This is a genomic window from Ferruginibacter sp. SUN106 (genome assembly GCF_050611765.1).
GTDB lineage: Bacteria > Bacteroidota > Bacteroidia > Chitinophagales > Chitinophagaceae > Ferruginibacter.
In genome coordinates, this window is sequence record NZ_JBODJC010000001.1 from 568,920 (window position 1) to 594,453 (window position 25,534).

Below are 25,534 nucleotides of genomic sequence, written 5' to 3' on the forward strand. Positions count from 1 at the left end.
ACAAAAATTGTTTATGAGGAAAGTATTGACCGTGTTATTATTGCTGTGCCCTTTTTTTAGCCTGTGCCAGCAAAATTTAAAAAAGATCCGTACCAGTAGTTGGCAAACATTGGTGTATGCTGTTTCCGCCGTTGATGCTGAACAATTTATAAAATGGGATTCAATACCGGTAAAACAGTTTGAAAATGCAGTTCCAGTGTTGGTAGCTTTTTCAGATTCCTTAAATACAGATACTTTACCAGTAGGGCATTATGTACAGCTGAATATTATTGATAATAACGTTAATGCTGTTCTTTTTAATAATACCAACCTGTTGGTACTTACTATAAATAATAAAAACCGGTTGCAGTTAGATGTAAGGACAAAAACCGGGACATTGCAAACGGCGGCGCAGGCTTTTTTAAAAGGCCGTGAAATAAAATTCAATACTGATTCTAAAACCTTCTGGATAAACAGTCACAAGTTAGATGAGACGGTGGTAAAAGTATGTACTCCCGGCGATACCACTTTTATAGAATTGGCCGCAAGCGAAAATTATACCCGTAGTGTCAGCGAACAAAGAAGACAGTATTACAGGGGTTCTAAAATATACAAAATATTGAACTGGCTGCCTGCAAAAATAAAATCCATTTTCAAACCCCAAAACAAGTGGCGCAGCAACAGGATAGGCGCCAGCGGATATGTTATTTTCAATCAGCCGAAGTATAAACAACTGGATACAGTGAAATTTAAAGGGTATGTGGTAGGCAAAAAATTACGGCAATACAAAAAGCCAGTTGATGTGTATCTTAGTTATTATGCTAATGGTAAATCGGTAAACCAATTGCTGTACACTTTGCAGCCATTAACTGATGGCGCATTTACCGGGCAATTTATTGTAGCAGATAGTATACCTATTGATATCAGGTGTGAACTTTATTTCAGAACAGCATCAAAAAAAGATATCATACACAATTCTTTTAAAATAGAAGATTATGTATTGGATGATATGGGAAGCTTTAGTTTTAAAGCAGATAAATACAATTACTATAAAAACGACAGTATTTATTTTTCAGCAAACTCCAAAGACGCCAATGGACTTAATGTTATGGATGCCGCTGCAACTTTAATTGTAACTACTTCAGGTATTACCAAGTTTTATAAAGACAGTTTATTTGTAGTAGATACACTTTACCGTGAAGAAAAAAGATTGCTGACTACTACTGATACAAAATTTGCTGTGGCAACGAATAGTTTTCCTGCAGCCGATTTTTCTGTAAATGCGAAACTCATTTTTAAAAACAGTAATAATGAATTGCATGAAGAAAACGAAACAGTACATTTTATTTACAAGGCTGCCGATATCATTATTACACAGGAAGCGGATAGCATAAAAGCAGTATTTAAACAAAACGGGAAAGAAGTAGCTACAGAAGGAGAACTGGAAATGAATAATAATGATGCTGTAAAAATTCAATTCCCTTATAGTGCTAAGATTGATCCAATTGCCGAAGATTATACATTTTACGCAAAAGATAAAACCATTGGTAAGCAAATTAAAACTGATTATAAAATAGAAGATGATTACCGGCTTTCGTTTTTGCAGGTAAGCAAGGGAGATACACTTGGTTTTGATCTTGCAAATCCTTATAAAATACCGGTTTATTTTTCTGTATTCTATGGTAATAAATTAATGGCTACATGTAAACAGGCTGATGCAATCATTAGCTGGCGGAAGATAATGAGCGACCGTCGTAAAGTTTATAAAGTGCGCTGGCAATATATCTGGGCAGGTAAAGAAAAAAAAGGCGAAGAAGGCATAGGCTTGCTATACAAATTACTTAATATAAAGATCAGCAACAGCGAAACAGTTTTCCCTGGCCAAAAGGATTCGGTGAGAATTGAAGTAAAAGATTATAAAGGAATGCCTGTAGCCAACGTTAATCTTACAGCAGCAGGTTATAATAACCAGCTTGCCAAAGATATTAATGTTGCTACGCCGCCTTACCTGGCAAAGTATAAAAGAAAAAATTATTTATTAAGAGAAGGTTTTGAGAACGATGGCGATTACCTGTTAGCTAAAAAATATCAGTTGGGTAAAAACAAAGCCTGGATAAATAAATTTCATTTAGACAGCATGATTTATTATAAACTGCTGTTTCCGGAAGTACCCTACTTTGATGCGGTTACACTAACAGATGAAATTTTACCACAGTTATCTGTTAACGTGGTAAAACAAGGTGTACCACAGGAAATATACCTGCTGTACATTAACCGCAACCTGGTTTATTATAATGGTGTAACCGATAAAGCCAATTACTCTTTTACGGTTTTGCCCGAAAATGTGCAGATAGGAATACGGTTAAAAGATAAATACATTAAGATCGACAGTTTGTATATGCAGCCGCATTACAAGCACGACCTTAGCTTTGATCTTGATAATCTGCCGCCGCACTCTACAGTTACTACGGTTGAAAAATACTGGAGCAACGCAGAACTGGATTTATTAGAAAGAACAATGTGGCAAATGAAAGATTCTTACATAAGTAACTATGCCTTTGTGTGGCAGAATAATACTGTTGTAAAGCTTAATGGTAATGGACGGCATTTAGTAGGACCTTTTACTTCTGCCGGCATGACTTTTTATGACCCAGGTAATTTTGATATCAGTTTTAGTTTTGAAAATGGTTACGAATATAGCCTGAGCAAGCAGGTGGCAAGGCTGGAAAAGAAAGATATTTTTCCTGATAAAAAACATAAAAATTTTCTTCGGTATTACAACTCTACGTTTTTAAAATTAGGCGATACTATTATTGCATCGCCGGAAATCGCTTATAACCTGCCTACAAAAGTGAAGTATTTAACAACATCTTCAAATGCCGGAGATTACCTGTATTATGCAATACCGAAAATTGGTAAAGGCCGGTTACTATATACATCAAAAAAAGATACTGTTATCCTTTATACCATACTGCAGTCTGTTACAGATTCTGTACAGCCGATAATTTTAAATTATGTGCCTGATAAGATCAATAATATTGAGCCCGGTACTTATCATCTCTATCTTGTTACCAATCACTTTTATACACTAGAGATAAAAAATATAGTGATCAATAAGGATGGCACTACCTGTATCAAAACAGATTCGGTAAAGTTTGTTGGTGATAATAGTTATATCGATCAATTGACTGATAAGCAATTGCAAATAGCTTCGGTAATTGTAAAATCTAAATCACTGGAGCCGGAAAAAGTGTACACTACGCCGGACAACGCTATTTACGCCACATCTAATGGTGCAACTATTACAGGAAAGGTTACTGATGGAAAAGGGAAAAATCCAATTCCGGGTGCATCAGTTGTGATCAAAGGGTCTACTATAGGAACACAGTGTGATGCTGCCGGAAACTTTACACTTAGTAACCTGCGAAGTGGAAAACATATTTTAGTATTTATGTCTGTAGGATATAAAACGGAGGAAGTAGTAACAGAAGTAAGAGCCAATCAGAATATTTCTTTGCAGGTATCGCTTAAAGTTTCTGTCTCCTACCTTAGTGAAGTGGTGGTGATAGGTTATGGTACTTCAAAAAGAAAAGATATGACAGGAAGTATCAGCAGTATTGCTTTGAATGAAATTAGGATGACGAATATCAATCAGGCTTTAGCAGGTAAGGTGGCTGGTATACAATTAAGAGGGCAGTCGGGAAAAATGTTACTTGATTCTGCACCAATCAGGCTTCGGGGTATGACAAGCCTTTCACCAGGAAGTTCGCCATTGTATGTGATTGACGGAATTGTTTATGATGAACTGCCTAAAACAATTAATCCAGATGATATTTCAGATCTTTCTGTTTTAAAAGATGCGGCTGCAACTGCTATTTATGGAGCAAGAGCTGTAAATGGCGTTGTTGTTATTACTACTAAAACAAAAACCTTCCGTAAATCTTTCCGGGACTATGCTTTTTGGCAGCCCAATTTTTTCACTGATAAAAACGGAGCAGCATCTTTTGAAGTTACCTATCCTGATAATATTACAGGTTGGAGAACTTATGTAGTGGCGATGGACAAAAAAAGAAGGATAGGCAAAGCTTCTGTTCTTACACAATCTTATAAACCTATTGTAGCACAACTGAGTGTACCGCAATTTTTAATTGCCGGCGATAGTGCTGTTGTAATTGGTAAAGCCATAAATTATACTGCTGATCAGTACACTATTGCAACTGCGTTCAATATTAATGGAAGAGAAAAAAATATGCCATCACAGCCGTTGCCGGCAAATGAATCGCTGAACAATGAACGATTTGTTGTTGCAGCAAATGATACTATTAAAGCAGCTTATACTATAGAAACTACGACTGGTTTTAAAGATGGCGAAGAAAGAACGATACCGGTATTTAAAAAAGGTAGCGAAGAAGCAGTGGGCAATTTTTGGGTGTTGCAAAATGATACTACGATAAATTTTTCTGCTGCTGCTAACAATAGCGAACTTAATATTTATGCACAAAATAATACACTGGATGTATTATTGAATGAAGTAGAACATTTAAAGCAGTATCCTTATTACTGTATGGAACAAACGGCCTCCAAACTCACAGGCTATGCCATGGAGAAAAAAATAAAGGAACAATTGAATCAACCTTTTAAAAATGAGAATGAAATAAATCGCCTGATCACTAAATTACAAAAAGCACAACAGTTTGATGGGGGCTGGGCCTGGTGGGAAAAAGGGAAAACTAATTTTTATATCACTAATTATATTGCAGCAGCACTGCGCAATTACAGGGCTGATGCTTTGGTGGAAACCAATGTACGGAATGCTTTTTTATACCTGCAGAACCAGTTGCCTTTTTTGAAAAGAGATGAATTGTTGGCTGCCCTAACCACACTAAGTAATGGCAGGCATGAAATGAATTATGAGGAATGGATAAAGCAGATCCACTATGATTCTTTAACACAGCACCAGCAGTGGCAATGGGTGGCAATATGCCAGCAGCAAAAATTAAATTATCAAAAAGAATTAAAAGCACTGGTGGATAAAAAAATTGAAACACAGCTTGGCGGGACACATTGGGGAGTGGAAAACTATAGCTGGTACAGTAATGATATTGCTACTACTGTAATTGCATTTACTGTTTTACAAAACGAAGCAGCATACAAAAACCTGTTGCCATCTGTGATACAATATTTTCTGGAAAGAAGAAAAGGAGGCTACTGGATCAATACGGTTGAATCGGCTTCTGTTGTAAGCACCATATTGCCTTTTGTATTAGCACAGCAGAAAAACTTTATACAGCCTGCAACTTTACAAATAGCCGGCGATACCAGTTTTGTTGTTTCAAAATTCCCATTGGAGTGGCATACTAAAAATACCGCAGTCAAAAATATCAATATCACTAAAACAGGCGGGGGATTGGTGTATTGTACAGCCTATCAAAAAATATTTAATGAAAATCCGGTGCCGGTGAATGATAAATTTATTGTGCAAACCAGTTTTCAAAAGAATGGTCAAACAGTAACTGATATTAAATCTGGCGAAAAAATAAAAATGATCGTTACAGTGAATGTTTTAAAGGATGCTGATTATGTAATGTTGGAAGTACCAATACCTGCAGGTTGCAATTACGCCACCAAAAATAATAGCGACTGGCAAACCTATAAAGAGTTCTATAAAAATAAAATGTTGTTGTTTGCCGAAACTTTAAAATCAGGCATGCATCAATTTGAAATAGAACTGGAACCAAGATATAATGGTACTTACACACTTAACCCTGCCAAAGCAGAATTGATGTATTACCCGATATTTTACGGTAGAAATGAAATAAAGAAGGTTGTTATCACTAAATAGAGCTATTGACTGGGCTATTCGTATTGGACTGCCATCACAGTATATTTTTTTGGAATGATAAGTATTACAAGTAATTTTACAAGATATTTCCACTGCAACAGGTTGCTTAAATATTTTAACTAAAATACTTTATGAAAAAATTAATTCCTTTTATTGGACTGGTACTTTGTGCTTTTTCTGTATCAGCACAAGCAGATAGTACGAAAATTATCCATGATTTTGCCAACCATCTTTCCATGTCAATTCCCGGAGATGTAAATGTGATGAATGCTGAGCAGATTCGGGTTAAGTATCACAAAGCGAAAGATGAAACCACCAACTTTTATGGAAGTGAGGATATGAGTTTCTCTATTGTAGTAAGTGTTGTTGCCCCAGGCAATGTAAAGGAAGAAGATATGGTAAAACATAAAGCAGAATTGCTTGCAGCATATAAGAGCAAGCATAAATTACTTACGGAAGAAGTTCGTACAGTAAATAAACATAAATTAATAGTAGTTTCATTTTATAGTGATGTAACTGATGGCAAAGTCTTAAATAAACAAATTTTTGGAGTCGTGAATCAAAAGCTGGTATCAGTGGAATTTAATGCTACTGAAGCAGAATTATTAAAGAGAAATCCGCAAATGGAAGCTTGTATAAACTCAATAGTCATTAAGTAAAATTTTATTTCCCTTCAACTGTAGCTGTTTTTGCAAATGAGGCCACTTAAACAATATTCATGACGTAAATGGAGTACAATATTATTAAGAGGCCTTTTTTATTATTAAATTTTGTATTTTCCTGCTTATTTAAAACTATCCAGTTGCAGGTATGGCATTTAGAAGATACATATGGTGTTACACAATCTTTTGTTCTGTATTTGTATTATGCAGTAAAAAGGTAGCTGCACAATACAGCAAAACTGATTCCACAACCGTTTTTTCCACCATTGATAAAGCAGAAGAATTCTTCACTAATAGCAATTACGATTCTGCACTTTTTTATTGTAACAAAGCAGAAGAGTACAGCAGGTTGCACAATTTTAAAAAAGGACAGGCTTATGCACAGATAGAAGCCACCGATATTTATATTGATAAAGATGACCTGGTTAAAGCAGATATTACTGCCGCTGCGGTAAATAAACTGGGCCTTCAAATCAAAGACTCACTTATTACTGCTGTATCGTGGATGCAGATGGCACAAATAAAAATGTACAGCGATAAATTTGATGCCGCAGTACCACTGTTTGAAAAAAGCCTTCAGTATTACCTGGAAAAATACCCTACCAAATATTCGGCGCTTGCTTATAATGACCTGGGGTATACCTGGGGCAGAAAAGGCGAATTGAGCAAACAGGCTGATGCGTTGTTGAAATCCATCCGCATTTATGAAAATTATTTTCCGGACAGGCATGGTGAATTAGCAATTGCATTAAGTAATCTTTCTACTGTTTATTATGGCCTTAATCAAAAAGACAAAGCCATTGAATATGCCAAAAGATCATTGGTATACAGAGAGAAGACTGGTGATATAGCAAGGTTATCGTTGGGCTGCTGTAATATCAGCCAGTATTATATTGGTGTTAATAATGACGAGGCCGAAAAATATTTACAGCAGTGTGTTAAATATGCTTTGCAAAGCAAACAGGAAGCCCGTATAGTTCATTCTTATGTTACGGCTGCTTATTTATACAATACCAATCATAAGCCAGGGCAGGCACTGGAATATGAAATGAAGGCCATTGCAATGATGGAAAAAAGTAAAAAAGATTCTGTGATGCTGGCCAGGCGGTATATGTCAGCCGGTTCTATTTGCCAGCAGTTGAAAAAAGATACCGCTATTACCATGGCTTACTACAACAAGTCGCTGGCTATTTTAAAATTATTGCCGGATAAATTTAACCTGAGGGATTTTTACCTGCAATTATCTAATTACTACAAAGAAATACAGAATTACGATGCAGCTTATAACAGTTACAAACAATACATTTTGTACAAAGACAGCATTGTATCTGCCAATACGCAATCTTCCATTGCAGAAATTGCCACCAAGTATGAAACAGAAAAGAAAGATAACGAGATCAGCAAATTGCAGATCAACCAGAAAATAAGGCAACTGGAAATTGAAAAACAAAAAGCCATCATTGCAGGTAATTTGTCAGAGGCAAAGCAAAAGCAAAATGAGATCACTTTGTTGTCTCAACAAAAAGAATTACAGGATGCCAGGATAAAACAGCAAGGCGAATTATTAGAGAAGCAGCAACTGGTTTCTAAAAATGATCAGCAGCAATTGAAATTATCTCAGCAGGAAAGAGAACTGAAAGAAAAAGAACTGCAGGTACAAAAGCAATTACGGAATATTATCATTGGAAGCGGCGCCGCACTTTTAATTCTTGGAGGATTTATTTTTAACCGCTACCAGTTAAAAAAGAAACTGGAACAGCAAAATGAATTGCTCTCTGTCCGCAACAATATTGCCCGTGACCTTCATGATGAGATCGGTTCCACACTTACCAGTATAAAAATTCTTTCTGAAGTATCGCGGAATAATATTGAGAAGGACAGTAAAAAGTCTTCCAGGTTATTATCACAGATAACTGAGCAGTCGGCACAAATGCAGCAGGGCATGAGTGATATAATCTGGGCCATAAAGCCTGATAACGATAAACTGGAAAATATTCTTGCCCGAATGCGTGAGTACACCAATTATGCGCTGGAGAATAAAAATATTGCTGTTGCATTTAGTGTGAATGAAAAACTGCTTACGGAGAGCCTGAGCATGCAACAACGAAGGGACCTGTTTTTGATTTTTAAAGAAGCGGTGAATAATGCTGCAAAATATTCAGCCGCAACAAAAGTGGATATTGTGTTACAGAAAGAAAATGATAACATTATATTACAGGTAAAAGATAATGGCAAAGGTTTTAATGAAGTTAAAAATCCGGGAGCAAACGGGCTTATTAACATCAGGTCAAGAGCAGCGGCGCTGGGTGGTATTGCGCAAATTATTGCTGCGCCTGGTGAAGGAACAACCGTGTCAGTAAAAATTCCTGCTACATGATGATGTGGTATTGTGAAATTTTTTCTGCACTAATTTTGAAAATTGATTATGGCAATTAAAGTACTCATATACGATGATAATGTGGCGCTGCGTAACAGCATGGCAGTATTGCTGAACGACATTGATGATTTTGAAGTGGTGGCCGCAATGCCCAATGCTGAAACCATTGTAACAGATCTGCAAACATTTACACCTGACGTAGTATTAATGGATATTGATATGCCTGCTGTAAATGGTGTGCAGGCGGTAAAAAATATCCGTAAGATAAATGATCAGTTACCGGTGATCATGCTTACGGTATTTGATGACAATGAAAATATTTTTAAAGCTATTTGCGCAGGTGCCTCAGGGTATATTTTAAAAAGATATGCCACCGAAGAAATCCCTGCCGCTATACGCAATGTACTTACAGGTGGTGCGCCCATGACGGGTTCGGTAGCAAGAAAAGTATTGCAGATGGTGCCACAGGCAAAAGATGAACAACAGGAAAAAGCAGACCTCTCGAAAAAAGAAACGGATATATTGCAATTGCTGGTCAATGGCTATAGTTATAAAATGATTGCCACTGAAATTGGTATCAGTATTGATACCGTTCGTTTTCATATTAAAAAGATCTACGACAAACTTCATGTACATTCCGCTACAGAAGCCGTTTCCAGGGCACTGAAAGACAGGTTGCTCTCCTTCTTATTTTAGTATTACCACATGATGATGTAGTTGTATAAAGCAGCATGCACGGGTATTTTTGGTTATTAAAATTAACCGGAAATGAAAACACTATTTCAATTCGCCTTGTCTATTTTCTTTGCAATAATGTGCTATAGTGCGATAGCTCAAACGCCTGTTATTCCAAAGGGCACCACGCCGGGTAAAATAAATTTACCCACACCAAAAATTGCAGTGCTAAAACCCGACCTGCAGTTTGTAAGCTCCAATATCATTGCGGTGGAAGAGTTAACAACACAGCATCTTATCCGTATCAAACTATCCATCACTTATAAAAATGCAGGCGCTGCAAATGCAGATAAAGATTTCAGTCTTGACCTGCAGGGATTTTTTGGCGATCGTGGCGGCACCAATCACTCACAGATAGGAAGCAATTGCACCCTGCACCCGCTGGCGGTCGGGCAATCACGTACAGAAGAATGGTGGTTTTTAAAAGATGTAACTGCATTGGGCAGGGGCCATCATCAATGTGTGGTACGTATTGATTGTACCGACAGGATAGCAGAATCGGATGAAAGCAATAATAATTCACCACAGTTTGATATTAACGTACAATAAACTGCTTAACGTGCCAGGTTTTAAAACCAGGTACGTTTTACTAAACTATAAAAATTAAAACATGAAACCTCAATTCATTTTACTTGCAGCAGTACTCATCTGCGCAGAAGCGAACGCACAAACTATTGGAAAAAGAGTAAAGGACAGGGCTGCTACTAATGCTAATAATAAAGTAGACCAGAAAGTAGATAATGCAGTGGATAGTGCGTTTAATAAAACGGGCAATGCCATCAATAATATTTTTAAAAAGAAAGATAAAAGCAAGACCGATAAAACAACAGAAGGCAACAGCACTGCTACTGATAAATCTGCAACTTCATCCGGCAATAGCAATACAAACAGTTCCACATCAGGAACAAATGGTGGCACAAAAAACAGCCTTAATTCTTTTTTGGATTTTGTTCCCGGCAACAACGTAATCTTTGAAGATGATTTTTCGAAAGATGCGTTAGGTGATTTTCCTGCCAAATGGAATACTAATGGCAGTGGCAAAATAGTTACCATTGATGGCCAGCAGGGAAGATGGCTGGAAGTAGTGCATAATTCTATCATCAATCCCGTGATGGATAAAGCGCTCCCTGAAAATTGTACTATTCAGTTTGATCTGTTCCTTCAATCTGATGGACAGCATACCACACCGTTCATCCAGTTTGGTTTAACCAATGTTCGTGATATTTTAAAAGAAGACATGTTTTATAAAGACAGGTTCTTCATGAATATTAACCGCTATACAGAAGTGGATGGTAAGACAGTTGAGTATGGCCTTAAGAATGATGTGGTAGGAAACAAAAGTGATTTTCCTATCACTTCTTACGCAAATAAAGTTTTGCATGTGGCTATGTCAGTTAATAAAACACGTATCCGCATTTATCTCGACGAAAAAAAACTGATAGATCTGCCAAGGGCACTCACTCCCGAAATGCGTAATAATTTCTTTCTGAATAATAATTATATCATTCCTGCATCGGAACTGGGTATGCTGGTTGGTAATGTACGTATTGCCAGTGCTGATGTGGATGCCCGTAGTTTACTTATTAAACAATTAATGGAAGAAGGCCGTGCAGTAACCAATGATATTTTATTTGATGTAAACAGCGATGTGATCAAAAGTGAATCATTTGCACTCATCAACCAGTTTGGTGATGCCATGAAAAATAATCCTTCCCTTAAAATAAAAATAACCGGACATACCGATAGTGATGGTAATGCAGCTGCTAATACAGAGCTCTCTAAAAAAAGAGCAGCGGCTGTAAAAAAATATTTAGCCACTAACTATGGTATTACAGATGACAGGATTCAAACTGATGGTAAAGGTGCCATGCAACCGGTGGCAGATAATTCAACTGCATCAGGTAAAGCAAAAAACCGCAGGGTGGAATTTGTTAAGCTATAAAACAACAGGATTACTTCTTCCAATAAATAAGCGATATGAAATTGATAACAACGTTTTTGATTTGCAGCTTTTTTTGTGTGGTATTAAGGGCGCAACCCGATAGTACCCGTCGTGACTCTGCTGCATTTTTCTGGCCGCAGGGTAGCGCACAGATAATGCGTGCTCCAATACTACAGGGCACTTCGCAGGGAACAACCATTGTACCACGCCAGCAATTTTGTTTTGACGCCACCATTGAGATAGAATTATTTTATGGCGGAAGAAGAAGTATCAGCACCTGCTTATTTCTCAATTCAACAGATGGATATATTGGATACACCACGCCTGGGCCTGGCGGCGCCATAAATGTGCTGATGCCGGAAATCGAAAATTTTAGTTTTAGCATCATTAACTTTAAGATGAGTAATGTATACTTTTACCATAATCAAAAAGGTAATAATAACCAGTTAGTTCACGTTGTGTCTACTTCTAATACAGATAGCCACGAATATCAAATGACGAATTTATTAACCTCAGCGCCGCTGGCACGTAAAAGCGAACGGCGTACTTATTGTGAAGGCAGTGCAGAAGCGCTGGCTTACAAAAGAAGTGATGAGCCTACCACATGGTTTTTGTATGGCGACAGGTTTCCTGCTTCAATTCAGGCGCAAAAATTTTTCGGTGCATTTGGTGTAGGCGTTGTGCGGACAGACCAGGGAAATTATATTGTGATGGAACGCACAGCAGGAACGAGCTATACAGTTATAAAACGTATCACTAAAGAAAGAGTTTGCTTTGATCCTTCGGGATATAAAATGTCGGAAGCAGATTTTTATACCAAACGTGCAGCAGACCTTGTAGCCGAACGGGAAAAAATTAATCGTGACGAGGCTGCAGCACAAGATTCCAGGAGATGTGTAGCAGAAAAAATGGACCTGATCAACTTCAGGAGAGAGCAACTACGCATACAGGAGGAAAATTTGCGGAGGAGCCAGTCTGGTAATTTATTGCAAAACCGTACTGCACAAAAAGGTATGCTGGATATGATGGACCCCATAGCATCTGTACAAATGGGAATATTACAGGCAAAGATCGGTATCTGTAATGCACAGGAAGATGCCGCCGACAATCCCGGTCATGCCGCCGCCGATGCAGAAAAAATCAATTGCCTTAACCAGCAAATTACCATATTGCAACGTGCAGAAAGTGAAATGCATGCAGCGGATGCAAGGTATGCCGCAAACATAGCGCAGGCACTTGTAGAAAAATCAAGGATATACATGACAGCACTGCGTACTGCAGGATGTAACTAAAAGAGAACAACCATATCATTACATTGTTTCTGTTACATTTTTATGCCTCGGCCTCCAGATGAGGTAATAATAAATTAAGAAAAGCAAACCGATGCAAAATGGTATCATCGCAGTTTGTTTGCCTGTTAATCCAAACAATAATATTTTTTCATCAAACTTAAAGAACTCACTGATCATCCAGAAACTGTTAGCACTTATCCAGAACACGATAGCAAAGTTGTGACATACTTCGCTCATAAATTTTTTATTTTTAAAAGCGATCCAGATTGCAATCACCAATGTTGGAAAAATCATGATGATGCCTAACGGCCGCCATACCATACACCAGCTGATATCTTTAAATAACCAGAATACAATGTGCAGGTTTTCCATTTTTCGGAAACGGAGTGGAATGGAATAATCAGAATCTTGCGGCATTTTACCAGTATTAAAATTGTATTAAAAAATGGGTTCGTAAAGAATAAATATAAAAATAATACGTTTACGCCGTGAAACTAATTTTTACCTAAACCAAAACAATGAAAAAATTTTTACTTGCAGCAACGGCCATGTGCCTGGTAACTGTATCCAATGCACAATTTATTAAAAGCGACTTTGGTGCTTCTATCTTTATTGGAAGTGCTTCTTTAACAAAAGGTGGCGAAACCGTAAAACTACAACCCAGTTTTTACGGTGTATCATGGTATCCAAGATTTATGTTGGGAAGTTCTGTGAGTGTAGGCGTTCCGCTTACCTTAGGTTTTTCCGGATCGTTTAATTCAAGAGAAGGTGGTTCTTTTTCTTTTGGTTTGGATGCACCCGTTGCAGTAGATTATAATTTCGGCTACGGCGCTGCTGGTCCTGATGAAGAGAGTGAAAGCGGCTTTGGCGGTTTTGTAGGCGCTGGTTTTGGCTATACTAAAACAGCAGCGGCTACACCTGATAATTACAATACCACTATCTGGAATGAAGCAGATTTTTCTGCATCAAGAAGTTATGGCCCAATGGCGCATGCCGGCGTTCGTTTCCCTATTCAACAGGGCGACAGGTCAATTACAATAAGATTGTCTTATAAAAAAGGTTTGGAAACAGAAAAATTTAACTTTTTTGGCGGCACTTTATTGTATGGTTTCTAACCTTTAAAATCATTAATAAAAAAAATCCTGTAAATTATTTTACAGGATTTTTTTATGCGCTGCAATTTGTTATTCCACCGTTACTCTTATGCCTTCACTATGCGATGTAAACTCTGGAGCATACATGCATTGTATTGAGGTAATACCATTGCTGAAATTACCGGTATGGGTAACAAACATCGGGTATTCAAAAATGTAAGTGCCTTTGCTGATGCGACTGAAAAAGAAATTAGTGCTGGCGTCTTTAGTGCTTTCGTAATAACCTAATCCGCCCTGGTATTTATATTCACTTAATACATTTACCGGTTCCATACACGCTGCTCTCATGTCTTTCATGTGTACGTATTCCATCTCCCTGTCTGCTTTTAATTCAATACGCACTTTTATTTTGTCACCCACTTTTAATGTGGCTCCATCTGCCAATGCTTCCAGTACCGGACCTTTATCTGTATTTCTTTCAATAAATAATTGCTTTTTCAATTTCAATGGAGTTTCGGCAGGCGTGATTTTATCTAAGTCTTCAAAATATTGCCAGTACACACTTCCCCAGCTTGTGCTTGTTTGGTTTAGAGGCTTGGAGCTGGAGGAGTTTAGGGTGACTGTAATATTCCCCATTTCCGGTTTTACTTTTTCACCTGCAATTCTTTTTTTGAAATAACCGGTACCAGCTTCTGTTGCATCATCATTACTCTTGATAACAGTATTACCTAAATTGACTACTACTTCTTTTTCTTCACTCAGCCAGTTACTGCCGCCCAGTAATAATGCATAGCATGCTTCAGCAGTTGCTTTGGTGGTTTTCCAGTTTTGTGTTTGCTTTTGTTTCAGCAACCAGGTTTTTAAATCGTCAACTGTAGCAGTATTCTTTTCAATATCACCAAATGCTTCCACCATCATCGCCTGCGATTCTATCGGAGCCTGCTGCCAGTAATAGCCGCCTGTTGTCCATTCTTTCCAGTACATACCCATCTCTTCTTTAATGATGGCATTTTCTTTTAAGGATTTAAGAATGGCCTTTGGTGTTACTTCATCTTTAGTACGGTATAAAGCCAATGCAATCATCGCTTGTGTATACTTGCCATTGCTTAACCAGAATTTCTGCGCTTGTCCACGATAATAATTGTAAGCTGTAGTTGAAGCATCTGCAATTTTATATTCAGAGAAGAAACTACGCATGTACAAATACTGCACCTGTATATCGCTTAAATTGTTGTTGGTTAATTTTGCTTTATAACGAATTAAATTATCGTAATCTTCTTTTATTTTTTTATCGAGATATACAACGCCTTTATCAACAATAGCTTTTACTTTTTGATAATTATCACCACTTAATGCGTTCAGTTTTCTTAAATGGCCAATGCCGGTGATGATATATTGTGTGATGTAACGATCATCAGGACCGCCTTTAAACCATACAAAACCACCATTGCTGCTTTGCATGGCTTTTAGTTTATTAAATGCTTTATCCATTTCGCTGCTCATCTTTACCATATCAAACAACAGCGCTATATTTTTCTTCTGCTGATTTTCGTTTTGTGCATCTAATACCCATGGTGTTTCCTGCAATAAGGCTGATTTTAATTCTTCATTTTTTTGCAGGTTAGACAATAAGGCTGCAGTATCAGCAGTTTTCCATTTTTCAAAAACAGCTTTAATTTTTGGCATGCTGTTGCTAACGAAGGTTGCTAATGCATTGGCATAATAACGGTTGAAAGTTTGCTCAGCACATTCGTAAGGATATTCCATCAGGTAAGGCAATGCCTGTACCGCATACCATGCAGGGTTGCTGGTGTACTCCACAGTAAGCGCATGATTGCTGATGGTGGTGCTGTTACCACTATTCAATAATTTATCAAACTTAAAATTCTTTGTGGTTTGATTACGAAGATTGATCGGCATTGATTCTGTAACCAAAGTACGGTTGGTTAAAACAGGTATGGCCATTTCTTCGCCATCGCTGGCGTTTTTTGTTTTTGCAATAATGCGGTAGGTCATCGCACTGTTAAAATTAAACGGCACTTCCATCGGGAATTTAACTGCAAAACTTTGCCCGGCTGCAATAGTAAAATATTGATTGGGAAAAACATTTTTAAACCAGCCATCAACAGGTTTATTAGTTGCTGCGTCTAATAATTCTAATTGTGCAGTACCGGTTACTTCACTATCGCTCATGTTTACAATTTTAGCGCTGAATTCCATGGCATCACCTTCACGTAAAAAACGGGGCGCATTAGGTTGTACCATTAATAGTTTTTGTGTAAAGGTTGTTTTTTCGCCGTAACCACTGGCTAAATCTTTGGTATGCGCCAGTGTCATCAGTTTCCATTTGGTTAATGCTTCAGGAATAGTAAATTCAAAACTGACATTACCATCGGCATCTGTTGTAAGATCAGGAAAGAAGAAAGCGGTTTCATTAAAATTTTTGCGTACCTGTACGGGGGCCTCGGTTTCATCTTCTCCAATTCGTAAAAAAGGTACGGCTGAAGTAATCACTTCAATTTTTTTCTCAAGAATTCTCCCACTGGATTTTACTTTGCTTGTGCTGCCAACATCCACACGGTCAAAAAGATAGCTGGTTGTAGCCATATCTGAAGCAACAGGTGCTGCAAAATTAGCTTGTGCTCTGTATTCAAGCCCGGAGCCATTGCCAACTTTAAATTGAGGAGCATAAATATCACCCATTCCAAAATACACTTCCTCCTTATTAGTTGTATAGTTGCCCAACCTGTCATAAGTTTTAACAATCGGGTCTGCATAAGCAATCTCTCTTTTATTATACTCTTCACTTTCTACTTTATTAAAACCTTTTTCTTCCCAGTTTACAGTATTGTATAAGCCTGGCCAGATGTTTAACCTGTTCCAGCTATGCGGTTTAAACTGGTCTAATGATGCATCATACATACCTGCTAACATTTCTGCAGCTACCTGTTCGCCTTTATGTCCCGTAATTTTTACGGTCCACTTTTCGTTGGCACCAGGTAATAATTTATCCCTGAATGTTGAATAAGTAATGTTCAGTTCTTTATTGCTCCAGGGAATATCAAAACTTTCGCCGCCTTTGTATATGCGGTTGTGTTGCACAAAAGCATAACTCATAGCCATACCACCGCGGTCTTGTTCTCCCGCAGATTCGACAAATGGCGTTGATTTATTTTTTGCTATAGACTGATAAGTAGTGTTGGTTGTTTTATCCATTTTTGTCAACGTATGAATCAACCAGATATTTTCAAATCCGGTAGCAATATTGTATTCAATTTTTTCGCCCGGTTCAACAGATTGTTTTTTTACCGCAACAGCAATGGGTTCGTTAATAAGCTTGTTAGCTGACGAGTTAATTAGTTGAATGTATTTTTCTGCTTTTACTTCTTCTCCATATTTATCTTTTGTTGTTGCTGTAATTTTGTACCAACCAATTTCTGCGCCACCTTTTTCTTTTTCCCACAATCCATTTTCTCTGGTAGTATCTTCCTTCACATAAACTTTGTCAAGAAGTGGCCAGGTAGAAGTTTTATCTTCATCTTTGTATACGTCATAAGGGAAATAGCCGGCGTATTCATTTTTGCTCATCACAAACTGGTCAGGCATATCCCAATACCTTTCTCTGTAAATTTTTTCCGGTGTTTTTAGCCTGGTAATTGAAACCAGCACTTTTGCTTTTTCAAAAATATCATTCAGATTAGTACTGCTGATTTTCAGTTGAAAACTGTCCGCAACAATTTTATCAGGCATGTCAATACTCAGTTGCAGCATTTGATACGCTACAGCCACAGAAGTATTACCACTTCTTGTTTCGCCATTAATATCAGTAACATCAGCACTTACTTCGTAATAAAATACAGGCTGGCTTTTTTTGTCAACGCTTTCATCGGGCAATGCTTTAAAAGTTATTTTGAATTCGCCTTTGGCATCCGTAACTACTTCACCATTGGTAATTTCATTTTCTTCGCTTCTGCCATAAATCGGATTGATCTTACGCCTGCTGGTAAAACCCCATTCCCACCAGATGGGGTAACGCACTTTTCGTACCACACGGTATTTTACAGTAGCACCATCAACATTATTACCTGCATAAGCTTTTGCATTACCGGTAATTTTTATGCTGTCATTTAAGCGATAGGTGCCTTTTGGTTTTTCCACTTCTACAAAAAACTTAGGACGTTTGTATTCTTCCACATTAAAACGCTCCATGGAGTTAGTAACACTGTCAAACAAACTGAACTGTCCGTTTAAAACACCTTCGGGTAATTTAAAAGAACCTTTATAGCTACCGTATTCGTTGGTTGTTACTGTTAGTTCTGTAACTTTTTGATAATTGGCGTCACGTAATAAAATTTTTGTTTTAAAATCAGGCACCACAGCAGTACTGCCCGATTTTTTTTCACTTTTTATAACAATACCTTTAAAATAAACTGTTTGCCCGGGGCGGTAAATGCTACGATCGGTAAATAAAAATGCTACGGGTTTTAGTTCGGGAATATCGAGGCTGTTGTAAGTATTGTAACCTTCGTTCTCATCCATAAACAATTCATCATTGTTATATTTCAGTTGCAGTAAAAAATTACGGTAGTCTTTACTGGCTTTCATTTTAAACATACCGTTTTTGTCTGTGGTATATTTTTCTGCTTTTATTTCATCGGGGCTATTGGTTTGATAATTGTATTTGCTTTCCCATACCTGTACCTGTGCATTAGGCAGCGGCTGTCCATTATCCCTGTGCAATACATAATACTCATTGCTGTTATTATGTATGTAACTGATATTACTTACATACACGGTTTGTTTAGCTATAATGTTTTTGGCAAGGGAAAAATTTTCAGTAAGGCTGGCTAAAATAAAATACACACCATTATCAAGTCCATCTATTTTAATTTCTGTACCATGCTCCTGGTAATCTGAGGGGTCTGGTAATGTAACGCTCCAGCTTTTTACGGCTTTAAGGTTTACATAATAACTCCATAATTTTTCATAATCCCTGCGGTCGATTTTTTTTATTTCTTCTTTTGATGTTTTAATAATTCGGAAATAAACTTTAGGTACATTTTTATACACTACCAATGTGCGGAAAGGATCGCTGATGGTATTTACTTTTTCTGTTTCAATATTTAATGTAGGTTGTATAATAGTAGCTATAAGATTCTGGCTATAGATACCACCTTCACTTTTTGGAAATTTTTTAGCGATGGCTTCACATAATTCTTTCGCTCTTTTTTTCTCAAACTGGTTCTCTGTTTTACCGTTGGCTTCAAATTGTTCTCCACGGTCAAAATATATTTTTGCTCTTAAATAAGCGGCTTGGGCTACCGCCGGGTTTTCAGGATATTTATCTTCAATGTTTTTTAAAGCCGTTTCGTATAATTTTTCTTTGCCCTCAATAGTGCTGTACTGGTTTACAAAATTCAATCGTATCAGGTCAGCATCAATTAACGCATCGGGTTTAGCATCGTTGAAATGAAATTTTAAAATATCCTGCAATAGCAAAATAGCTTTGTGTTGCAGTGATGCAGTATCTTTTGTTTTAAAAGATGCAGTAATAAATTCTGCTGCAGGTGCAAATACCCTGGCATCATTTATTTTGAATTCGTAAGCAGGCTTGGTTAATTGATTCTCATCAGTCATAAAATAAGCCAGGGCACGATGCGCTAAAAAATCGTAGAGTGTAGGCCTCAACTGTTTGGTATTTTGCCCTTTAATAATGATGGGTGCAAATGCATCCAGTTTTGTTGTTTTTAAAAGATTTTCGTTTTGTAATGACGCTTTAAATAATCCGGAGATCACACTATGTATCTTATCAATGCTCCAGGTGGTGATGTCTTTATTTTTGTCTTCCTTTAATTTAGTGCGGTCGTAAAATTTCCAGCGGTTGTTTTGCAGGTATTGCCAGAACATTTCTGCCTGCATACTTTGTAAAATATTTTTTGCCGGGCCTTTTGCTTTATCAATTAAAGTATCTGTAAAAAAAATATTGTTCTCATGGCTTTCTTCTTCCACCATGTTCCTGTATTTAATTTGATACATACTGCTTTTTATCTGCTGTGCATCATTATTATCTTTTATGGCAAGATTATAGATCGTCACCACTTCTGCCAATGCAGATTTGGTAAGGCCTTTCTTTTCCAGGTCTTCTACCTTCTTCCAGTTTTTTAAATAGTCGTTGTTTGTTTGTGCCATGGTGGTAAATGCGAAGCCGGTAAAAATCACCAGCAGAATTTTCTTTAAAAACATAAGGAACTTATTTTAATTACAAGATACAATTTGTTATTGAGCGTTTGCGCATGAATGATTTAAAATACTTTTTAACTACTGCGTGGTTTTTGTTGCCACGGATTACACTGATTTCACAAATTATCTGATTGTATTTATCTGTGTAATCTGTGCAATCTGTGGCTAACTCAATTCACGTAGTGAATTAAAAATCATTGCAGCTATTAACAGATGTGTAAGCTGCATCTTTTTCATAAATAAGCAAGATCTTTTTCTTTAACGTTTTATTAAGTGTTCGTATGGCATACGGCATAAGGTTTGGATATTCTGTAGTAAGCAGCAAAAAAAATAAAAACTGCGAATTGTATTTTTCACTTTTAAATTTTACTACAATGAAAAAGATTTTTACATTTTTAGCCGTGATGGCCATTTTCTCATCCAGCTTTGCACAATGGCAGGGCGGTAACGACAGGGGAACAAAATACGATACCCGTAACAACAGTTATAACAGCAGTTCCTTAGTTATTAATGCCTTTACTGAAAAACGTTTTACAGTAATGATTGATAACATGCAATACGAGCTGAATGACAACTATCGTAACACAAGGCGTGATAACAGTATTGCCGTAGGTGCCATGAGCCCTGGCAGACATACTGTAACTGTGTACGAATACAGAAGTAGCTTCTGGGGTAAACAAAAACAAAAAGTAATGTACAGCTCAGTATTGTTCTTTAAACCAGGTGTTGAAACTGCTTTAAACATCAACAATTACGGACAGGTAAACATTACCGAAAAACAAGGCTATCAAAATAATGGTTATGGCCGTGATGACAGAAGAAGGGATGATGACAGAAGGCATGATAATGACCATGATGGATGGCGTCACTAAGACTCCTTTGGATTCTGCATACAAAAACAAAGCCCCGAAAAATTTCGGGGCTCTTGTTTTATGACTTCGACAGGCTCAGCCTGGTAAATTATTTTTTTAAAGCTTCAGCCATTGTTTTGCCGATATCAGCAGGGCTTGCGGCAACATGAATACCACATTCTGCCATAATTTTCATTTTAGCAGCAGCAGTATCATCAGCGCCACCAACAATAGCACCTGCATGGCCCATACGACGGCCGGGAGGAGCAGTCTGGCCAGCAATGAAACCAACTACCGGTTTTTTATTACCGGTGCTTTTAATGTATTCAGCCGCTTCTGCTTCCATGCCACCACCAATTTCACCAATCATTACAATGGCGTCGGTTTCAGGATCGTTCATAAATAATTCTACTGCTTCTTTAGTAGTCGTGCCAATGATAGGGTCACCACCAATACCAATGGCTGTAGAAATACCCAAGCCAGCTTTAGCTACCTGGTCGGCCGCTTCGTAAGTTAAAGTACCGGATTTTGACACAATACCGATCCTGCCTTTTTTAAAGATAAAGCCGGGCATAATACCCACTTTACATTCATCTGCAGTAATTACACCGGGACAGTTTGGACCGATTAAACGGGTGGTTTTACCCAATAAATAATTCTTCACTTTCACCATATCCTGTACCGGTATACCTTCTGTAATACACACTACCAGTGCAATTCCGGCTTCAGCAGCTTCCATAATAGCATCGGCAGCAAAAGCCGGTGGTACAAAAATGATGCTCACGTTAGCGCCGGTGGTTTTTACCGCATCGGCTACAGTATTAAAAACAGGCTTATCCAGGTGAGTAGAGCCGCCTTTACCAGGCGTAACGCCGCCTACTAAATCGGTGCCGTATTCAATCATTTGTGTGGCATGAAATGTACCTTCTGTACCGGTAAAACCCTGTACAATTATTTTAGAACTTTTGTTAACGAGAACTGACATGGTTCGATGAAGAGTTAATTGGTTAAAAATGTGCGGCAAAGATAGGGCAGATGGGTTATTATAGAAAGGGATATTTTGGAGACGGGTATTTAGGTGCAGGTGGGCTATATTGGTTTCTGAAGTTCGGGACCCCTTTCAGAGATATATCCTTGATTCAGCTTTTATTAAAGCGGAAGAATGGAGCAGAACTTATGTATATTTAATTGCTAATTGAACGCATGAAAATTTTCATCCGCATACTTCTTCTCCTCCTGGTGATATTTTTGGGTGTTATTGGTATTATATTGGAATTCGGAGGTAATGAGATCGGTTTTATGTCTTATTTTAAATATTTGTCTGCACTTTGTTTGCTTAGTATTGGTATTATTACATTTTTTGTAGAATGGAATAATTACAGAAAGAATAAAAAGCTGTTGGAGTTTTCGGTTACTTGTATTGCACTTTTATTTTGTTCCGTTATTTTTTATGCTATTGCCAAAAGATCATTTATAGAAAATACAACCGTCTTCACTAAAGTTTCCAACTTGCCAGCTGCAAAGAATAGAATGACTTTTGAATTCAGGGAATACCATAATTTAAAATTGATAGAATACAGTGGTTCAATACTAACTGTATATTACGGCAAGTATAAAAGAAACGGAGATACAATAAGTATAAAGGAATCGAATTATGATGGCTATGTAAAAAAACTTCCGGCATTTGGCGTGATAAGAAATGATACGATGTTCTGGAATAAATTTGATACCATGCTTGTAGATAAGCGATAAATGATTCTAATAAATTAGCGATGCTTTCAGAAAAACAATTTAATAATGATGATGTTCAGATAATTGAAACTATGCTGAGCAGGTTTAAAGGCAGGGTGGTTATTTGCTCAATTATTAGTGTTCCTTTGTCAATGCTTTTGGGTCTTTTGGGGCTTCTTACAAAAGAGTATGGCTACTGGCCTGTAACAATTACATTTTATATAGCCATGGCAGTTGTTTTTATGTGGATACTTATAAAAGACCAGGTAGCTTATAGAAAGGATCTGTCAAAGCAGGTTAAATTATGCGGCCAACTGACTGTAGTAAAAAAGTCATTAAAAAATGGTTATGCGGATATTTATACCAACGACAAACAATTGAAAAAACTGCACATCCGGAATAAAAAAATAGTTGATAATATTTTAGAAGGAGACGTACTTACTGTAGAAATAGCAAAGTATAGCAATAAACTGTTACTGTTAGAAAAATGAATAGGAGTTTGTATAAAAAATTATTTCAGCAATTCATCCATATTCCTGTCATCACTGATTTTTCCCTTAGCTTCCAGCATACGCATATCTTTTGCATCCTGTAAAAATTCTGATGCAAAGATGAAACTGTTAAGCCGGTCGTTCTTGGAAAAAATAATTTCTTTATTATTACCACTCCATTCTTTTTGGCCCTGGTACATGTATAAAATATTTTCACCAATTTCCATTACACTGTTCATATCGTGGGTATTGATAACGGTGGTCATGTTAAACTCCTTGGTGATCTCGTAGATCAGTTTATCAATTACCATACTGGTTTGAGGATCGAGGCCGGAGTTAGGCTCATCGCAGAATAAATATTTTGGATTGAGTACAATGGCACGTGCAATACCTACACGTTTTTTCATACCACCGCTTATTTCTGCAGGATATTTTTTATTAGCATCTACCAATGCCACCCTTGCTAAAACCTCATTCACTCTTTTTTGTTTATCGTGGCTGCTAAGGTTAGAAAACATATCCAGTGGAAACATCACATTTTGTTCCACTGTCATACTATCAAACAAAGCACTACCCTGGAAAAGCATTCCGATCTGCTGGCGCAATTCTTTACGGTTTTCTTCCGTCATGTCAGTAAAACTAATGCCATCATAAATAATTTCCCCTTCATCCGGTTCAAATAATCCTACCAGGCATTTTTGTAAAACGGTTTTGCCACTACCACTCGTGCCAATGATTAAGTTGCATGCACCGGTCTGCATTACATGACTCACATCATTTAATACAATTTTGTCTCCAAAAGATTTTTTTATGTTTTTAAACTCAATCATGGGAAGCTTCAAGGGGAGTAGCTGCAAGGGCGACCCTGATTATTTTACTCCTTTTAGTTGTTTACATTTAAAAAGCTAAGTTAAGGGAAAAGCTGCAAGGTGAAAAGCTTCAAGGGGAGTAGCTGCAAGGGAGAAGTAAAAGAATTATAAACTCTTCTAAGTAACTAACAAGGTAGCAATACGGAAATTTACCCTCTTGCAGCTACTCCCCTTGAAGCTTCTCTCTAACTCAGTTTTATGATCAGCGCATTCAACATCTTCTGCACCTCAATACAAATGCCGAGATTAATTTCACAAACTGTTTTTAGATCTGGGTACAATTCTATAATAGCAAGCAGTGCGGTTTCAACTTCGTAAGCACTACCTAAAGCATTATCCAGGTAAGTTTTTTTATGAGGGTTGGTCGCTTTCGCACTCCCTTCAGCAACGTTTGCAGTAATAGAAAAAGCAGCACGCCTTAATTGTGAACCAAGTTCGTATTTTTCTTCAGGAGGTAATTTTCTACAGAACTTATGGCAATCAATAAAAAGGCGAAAACTTTTTTGCCAAACAATGAGTCTTTTAAAATCTTTCATTCTTTGTGTTTCTCAAAAGAATGAAAGACGATTAAAAAAGTTGCACCCTTGCAACTAAATCATCCACCTTAATATTTCAAAAATAAAAGGACTTCGGTCAAAAAGTTTGTCCCTTGTAGCTGCTCCCCTTGAAGCTCTACAAAAAGATGGCTGCCAAAATATAATCCGCAAATAAGATCATAATGCAACTCACTACCACACTTTTTGTACTGCTTCTTCCAATTTCAAGTGCACCACCTTTTACGTAGTAACCATAATAAGCAGGAATGCTGCTGATGATAAATGCAAACGTAACGGCTTTGTACATGGCAAAGCGAACGTTGAAAGGCATAAAGTTTTCAATCAGTCCCCGGTCGTAGGTATCAGTAGATAAAATACCCGATGCTGTGCCGGCTAATCTTCCGCCCCAGATGCCTAAAGCCATTGCCAGTATTACAAGCAATGGAATGGTGATTAATGCAGCTGCAATTTTGGGCATTATCAGGTAAGCCCTGGTATTGATGCCCATTATTTCCAACGCATCAATTTGTTCACTTACCCTCATATTACCCAGTTCACTGGCAATTTTACTGCCAATTACACCGGCCAGTACAATACACACCAATGTAGGGGCAAATTCTAAAATGACCGTATCTCTTACAATTTGTGCAATAGTAGATTTTGGAATGATAGGGCTCACCAACTGGTAAGCAGTTTGTACCGCACTTACCGCACCCATAAACACAGAGATGATCACCACAATGCCTAAAGCGCCAATGCCTATCTCAACGCATTGGTGCATAAATTCTTTCCAGTACATCTTCATGTTCTCGGGCTTGCTGAACATGCCCTTTAACATCAACAGGTAACGGCCGAAGTGGGTGAAAAAAGTCATTTTTTGTTTTAGATTGACG

The 25,534-nt window shown here is 37.5% G+C and carries 17 protein-coding genes; 11 read left to right on the forward strand and 6 right to left on the reverse strand.

The window, feature by feature from the left end:
• The first annotated feature begins 13 nt into the window (after positions 1 to 13).
• The 7 genes from ACQ334_RS02265 to ACQ334_RS02295 all read left to right on the forward strand — a co-directional run bounded on the left by ACQ334_RS02265 (position 14) and on the right by ACQ334_RS02295 (position 12,829).
• The gene (locus ACQ334_RS02265; protein ID WP_430986534.1) at positions 14 to 5,821 is read left to right on the forward strand and encodes a carboxypeptidase-like regulatory domain-containing protein; all 5,808 of its coding nucleotides are present in this window, start codon (positions 14 to 16) and stop codon (positions 5,819 to 5,821) included.
• Between the two features lie 131 nt (positions 5,822 to 5,952).
• Positions 5,953 to 6,480, forward strand: coding sequence for a hypothetical protein (locus ACQ334_RS02270; protein WP_430986535.1), 528 nt, complete (start codon positions 5,953 to 5,955; stop codon positions 6,478 to 6,480).
• Between the two features lie 151 nt (positions 6,481 to 6,631).
• The gene (locus ACQ334_RS02275; protein WP_430986536.1) at positions 6,632 to 8,860 is read left to right on the forward strand and encodes a histidine kinase; all 2,229 of its coding nucleotides are present in this window, start codon (positions 6,632 to 6,634) and stop codon (positions 8,858 to 8,860) included.
• 48 nt (positions 8,861 to 8,908) lie between these two features.
• On the forward strand, positions 8,909 to 9,556 hold the full coding sequence (locus tag ACQ334_RS02280) for a response regulator (protein WP_430986537.1): 648 nt from the start codon (positions 8,909 to 8,911) through the stop codon (positions 9,554 to 9,556).
• A 72-nt stretch (positions 9,557 to 9,628) separates the two neighbouring features.
• Positions 9,629 to 10,144, forward strand: a complete 516-nt coding sequence (locus ACQ334_RS02285) for a CARDB domain-containing protein (RefSeq protein WP_430986538.1) — start codon at positions 9,629 to 9,631, stop codon at positions 10,142 to 10,144.
• A 61-nt stretch (positions 10,145 to 10,205) separates the two neighbouring features.
• A complete protein-coding gene (locus ACQ334_RS02290) occupies positions 10,206 to 11,537 on the forward strand; it encodes an OmpA family protein (RefSeq protein WP_430986539.1) in 1,332 nt (443 codons plus the stop codon).
• 35 nt (positions 11,538 to 11,572) lie between these two features.
• Positions 11,573 to 12,829 (forward strand): hypothetical protein, encoded by a 1,257-nt coding sequence (locus tag ACQ334_RS02295; RefSeq protein ID WP_430986540.1) that lies wholly within the window; start codon positions 11,573 to 11,575, stop codon positions 12,827 to 12,829.
• A gap of 18 nt (positions 12,830 to 12,847) precedes the next feature.
• Here ACQ334_RS02295 and ACQ334_RS02300 read toward each other — a convergent pair whose 3' ends face one another.
• The gene (locus ACQ334_RS02300) at positions 12,848 to 13,246 is read right to left on the reverse strand and encodes a hypothetical protein (RefSeq protein WP_430986541.1); all 399 of its coding nucleotides are present in this window, start codon (positions 13,244 to 13,246) and stop codon (positions 12,848 to 12,850) included.
• A 101-nt stretch (positions 13,247 to 13,347) separates the two neighbouring features.
• On the opposite strand from ACQ334_RS02300, the gene ACQ334_RS02305 reads away from it, so the two are divergent.
• Positions 13,348 to 13,944 carry a hypothetical protein gene (locus tag ACQ334_RS02305; protein ID WP_430986542.1) on the forward strand — a complete coding sequence of 199 codons (597 nt, stop codon included), beginning with the start codon at positions 13,348 to 13,350 and terminating at the stop codon, positions 13,942 to 13,944.
• A 69-nt stretch (positions 13,945 to 14,013) separates the two neighbouring features.
• On the opposite strand, the gene ACQ334_RS02310 is transcribed toward ACQ334_RS02305, so the two are convergent.
• Entirely contained in the window at positions 14,014 to 20,166 is a 6,153-nt protein-coding gene (locus tag ACQ334_RS02310; RefSeq protein ID WP_430986543.1) for an alpha-2-macroglobulin family protein, read from the reverse strand.
• Between the two features lie 371 nt (positions 20,167 to 20,537).
• Between ACQ334_RS02310 and ACQ334_RS02315 the strand changes: the two genes are divergently transcribed.
• Positions 20,538 to 21,035 (forward strand): hypothetical protein, encoded by a 498-nt coding sequence (locus tag ACQ334_RS02315; RefSeq protein ID WP_430986544.1) that lies wholly within the window; start codon positions 20,538 to 20,540, stop codon positions 21,033 to 21,035.
• Positions 21,036 to 21,123: 88 nt separating this feature from the next.
• Here the strand turns inward: ACQ334_RS02315 and sucD are convergent, their stop codons facing one another.
• Positions 21,124 to 21,999: a succinate--CoA ligase subunit alpha gene (gene sucD / locus ACQ334_RS02320; RefSeq protein ID WP_430986545.1), complete on the reverse strand. Its 876-nt coding sequence runs from the start codon at positions 21,997 to 21,999 to the stop codon at positions 21,124 to 21,126.
• Between the two features lie 218 nt (positions 22,000 to 22,217).
• Here sucD and ACQ334_RS02325 point away from each other — a divergent pair, with 218 nt between their 5' ends.
• Positions 22,218 to 22,766, forward strand: a complete 549-nt coding sequence (locus ACQ334_RS02325; protein ID WP_430986546.1) for a hypothetical protein — start codon at positions 22,218 to 22,220, stop codon at positions 22,764 to 22,766.
• Positions 22,767 to 22,786: 20 nt separating this feature from the next.
• The gene (locus ACQ334_RS02330) at positions 22,787 to 23,236 is read left to right on the forward strand and encodes a hypothetical protein (protein ID WP_430986547.1); all 450 of its coding nucleotides are present in this window, start codon (positions 22,787 to 22,789) and stop codon (positions 23,234 to 23,236) included.
• A gap of 20 nt (positions 23,237 to 23,256) precedes the next feature.
• Here ACQ334_RS02330 and ACQ334_RS02335 read toward each other — a convergent pair whose 3' ends face one another.
• From ACQ334_RS02335 to ACQ334_RS02345, 3 genes are all read right to left on the reverse strand, one after another.
• On the reverse strand, positions 23,257 to 24,066 hold the full coding sequence (locus tag ACQ334_RS02335) for an ABC transporter ATP-binding protein (protein WP_430986548.1): 810 nt from the start codon (positions 24,064 to 24,066) through the stop codon (positions 23,257 to 23,259).
• Between the two features lie 224 nt (positions 24,067 to 24,290).
• Positions 24,291 to 24,641, reverse strand: coding sequence for a four helix bundle protein (locus ACQ334_RS02340; protein WP_430986549.1), 351 nt, complete (start codon positions 24,639 to 24,641; stop codon positions 24,291 to 24,293).
• Between the two features lie 136 nt (positions 24,642 to 24,777).
• Positions 24,778 to 25,515, reverse strand: coding sequence for an MlaE family ABC transporter permease (locus tag ACQ334_RS02345; protein WP_430986550.1), 738 nt, complete (start codon positions 25,513 to 25,515; stop codon positions 24,778 to 24,780).
• Between the last annotated feature and the right edge of the window lie 19 nt (positions 25,516 to 25,534).

Excerpts from the sequence above, each read along its gene's own strand:
- ACQ334_RS02285 (WP_430986538.1), top strand. The coding sequence starts at position 9,629 with ATGAAAACACTATTTCAATTCGCCTTGTCTATTTTCTTTGCAATAATG.
- ACQ334_RS02295 (WP_430986540.1), top strand. The coding sequence starts at position 11,573 with ATGAAATTGATAACAACGTTTTTGATTTGCAGCTTTTTTTGTGTGGTA.
- ACQ334_RS02330 (WP_430986547.1), top strand. The coding sequence starts at position 22,787 with ATGCTTTCAGAAAAACAATTTAATAATGATGATGTTCAGATAATTGAA.
- ACQ334_RS02300 (WP_430986541.1), bottom strand. The coding sequence starts at position 13,246 with ATGCCGCAAGATTCTGATTATTCCATTCCACTCCGTTTCCGAAAAATG.
- ACQ334_RS02345 (WP_430986550.1), bottom strand. The coding sequence starts at position 25,515 with ATGACTTTTTTCACCCACTTCGGCCGTTACCTGTTGATGTTAAAGGGC.
- sucD (WP_430986545.1), bottom strand. The coding sequence starts at position 21,999 with ATGTCAGTTCTCGTTAACAAAAGTTCTAAAATAATTGTACAGGGTTTT.
- ACQ334_RS02270 (WP_430986535.1), top strand. The coding sequence starts at position 5,953 with ATGAAAAAATTAATTCCTTTTATTGGACTGGTACTTTGTGCTTTTTCT.
- ACQ334_RS02310 (WP_430986543.1), bottom strand. The coding sequence starts at position 20,166 with ATGTTTTTAAAGAAAATTCTGCTGGTGATTTTTACCGGCTTCGCATTT.
- ACQ334_RS02290 (WP_430986539.1), top strand. The coding sequence starts at position 10,206 with ATGAAACCTCAATTCATTTTACTTGCAGCAGTACTCATCTGCGCAGAA.
- ACQ334_RS02340 (WP_430986549.1), bottom strand. The coding sequence starts at position 24,641 with ATGAAAGATTTTAAAAGACTCATTGTTTGGCAAAAAAGTTTTCGCCTT.
- ACQ334_RS02325 (WP_430986546.1), top strand. The coding sequence starts at position 22,218 with ATGAAAATTTTCATCCGCATACTTCTTCTCCTCCTGGTGATATTTTTG.
- ACQ334_RS02265 (WP_430986534.1), top strand. The coding sequence starts at position 14 with ATGAGGAAAGTATTGACCGTGTTATTATTGCTGTGCCCTTTTTTTAGC.
- ACQ334_RS02335 (WP_430986548.1), bottom strand. The coding sequence starts at position 24,066 with ATGATTGAGTTTAAAAACATAAAAAAATCTTTTGGAGACAAAATTGTA.
- ACQ334_RS02280 (WP_430986537.1), top strand. The coding sequence starts at position 8,909 with ATGGCAATTAAAGTACTCATATACGATGATAATGTGGCGCTGCGTAAC.
- ACQ334_RS02315 (WP_430986544.1), top strand. The coding sequence starts at position 20,538 with ATGAAAAAGATTTTTACATTTTTAGCCGTGATGGCCATTTTCTCATCC.
- ACQ334_RS02275 (WP_430986536.1), top strand. The coding sequence starts at position 6,632 with ATGGCATTTAGAAGATACATATGGTGTTACACAATCTTTTGTTCTGTA.
- ACQ334_RS02305 (WP_430986542.1), top strand. The coding sequence starts at position 13,348 with ATGAAAAAATTTTTACTTGCAGCAACGGCCATGTGCCTGGTAACTGTA.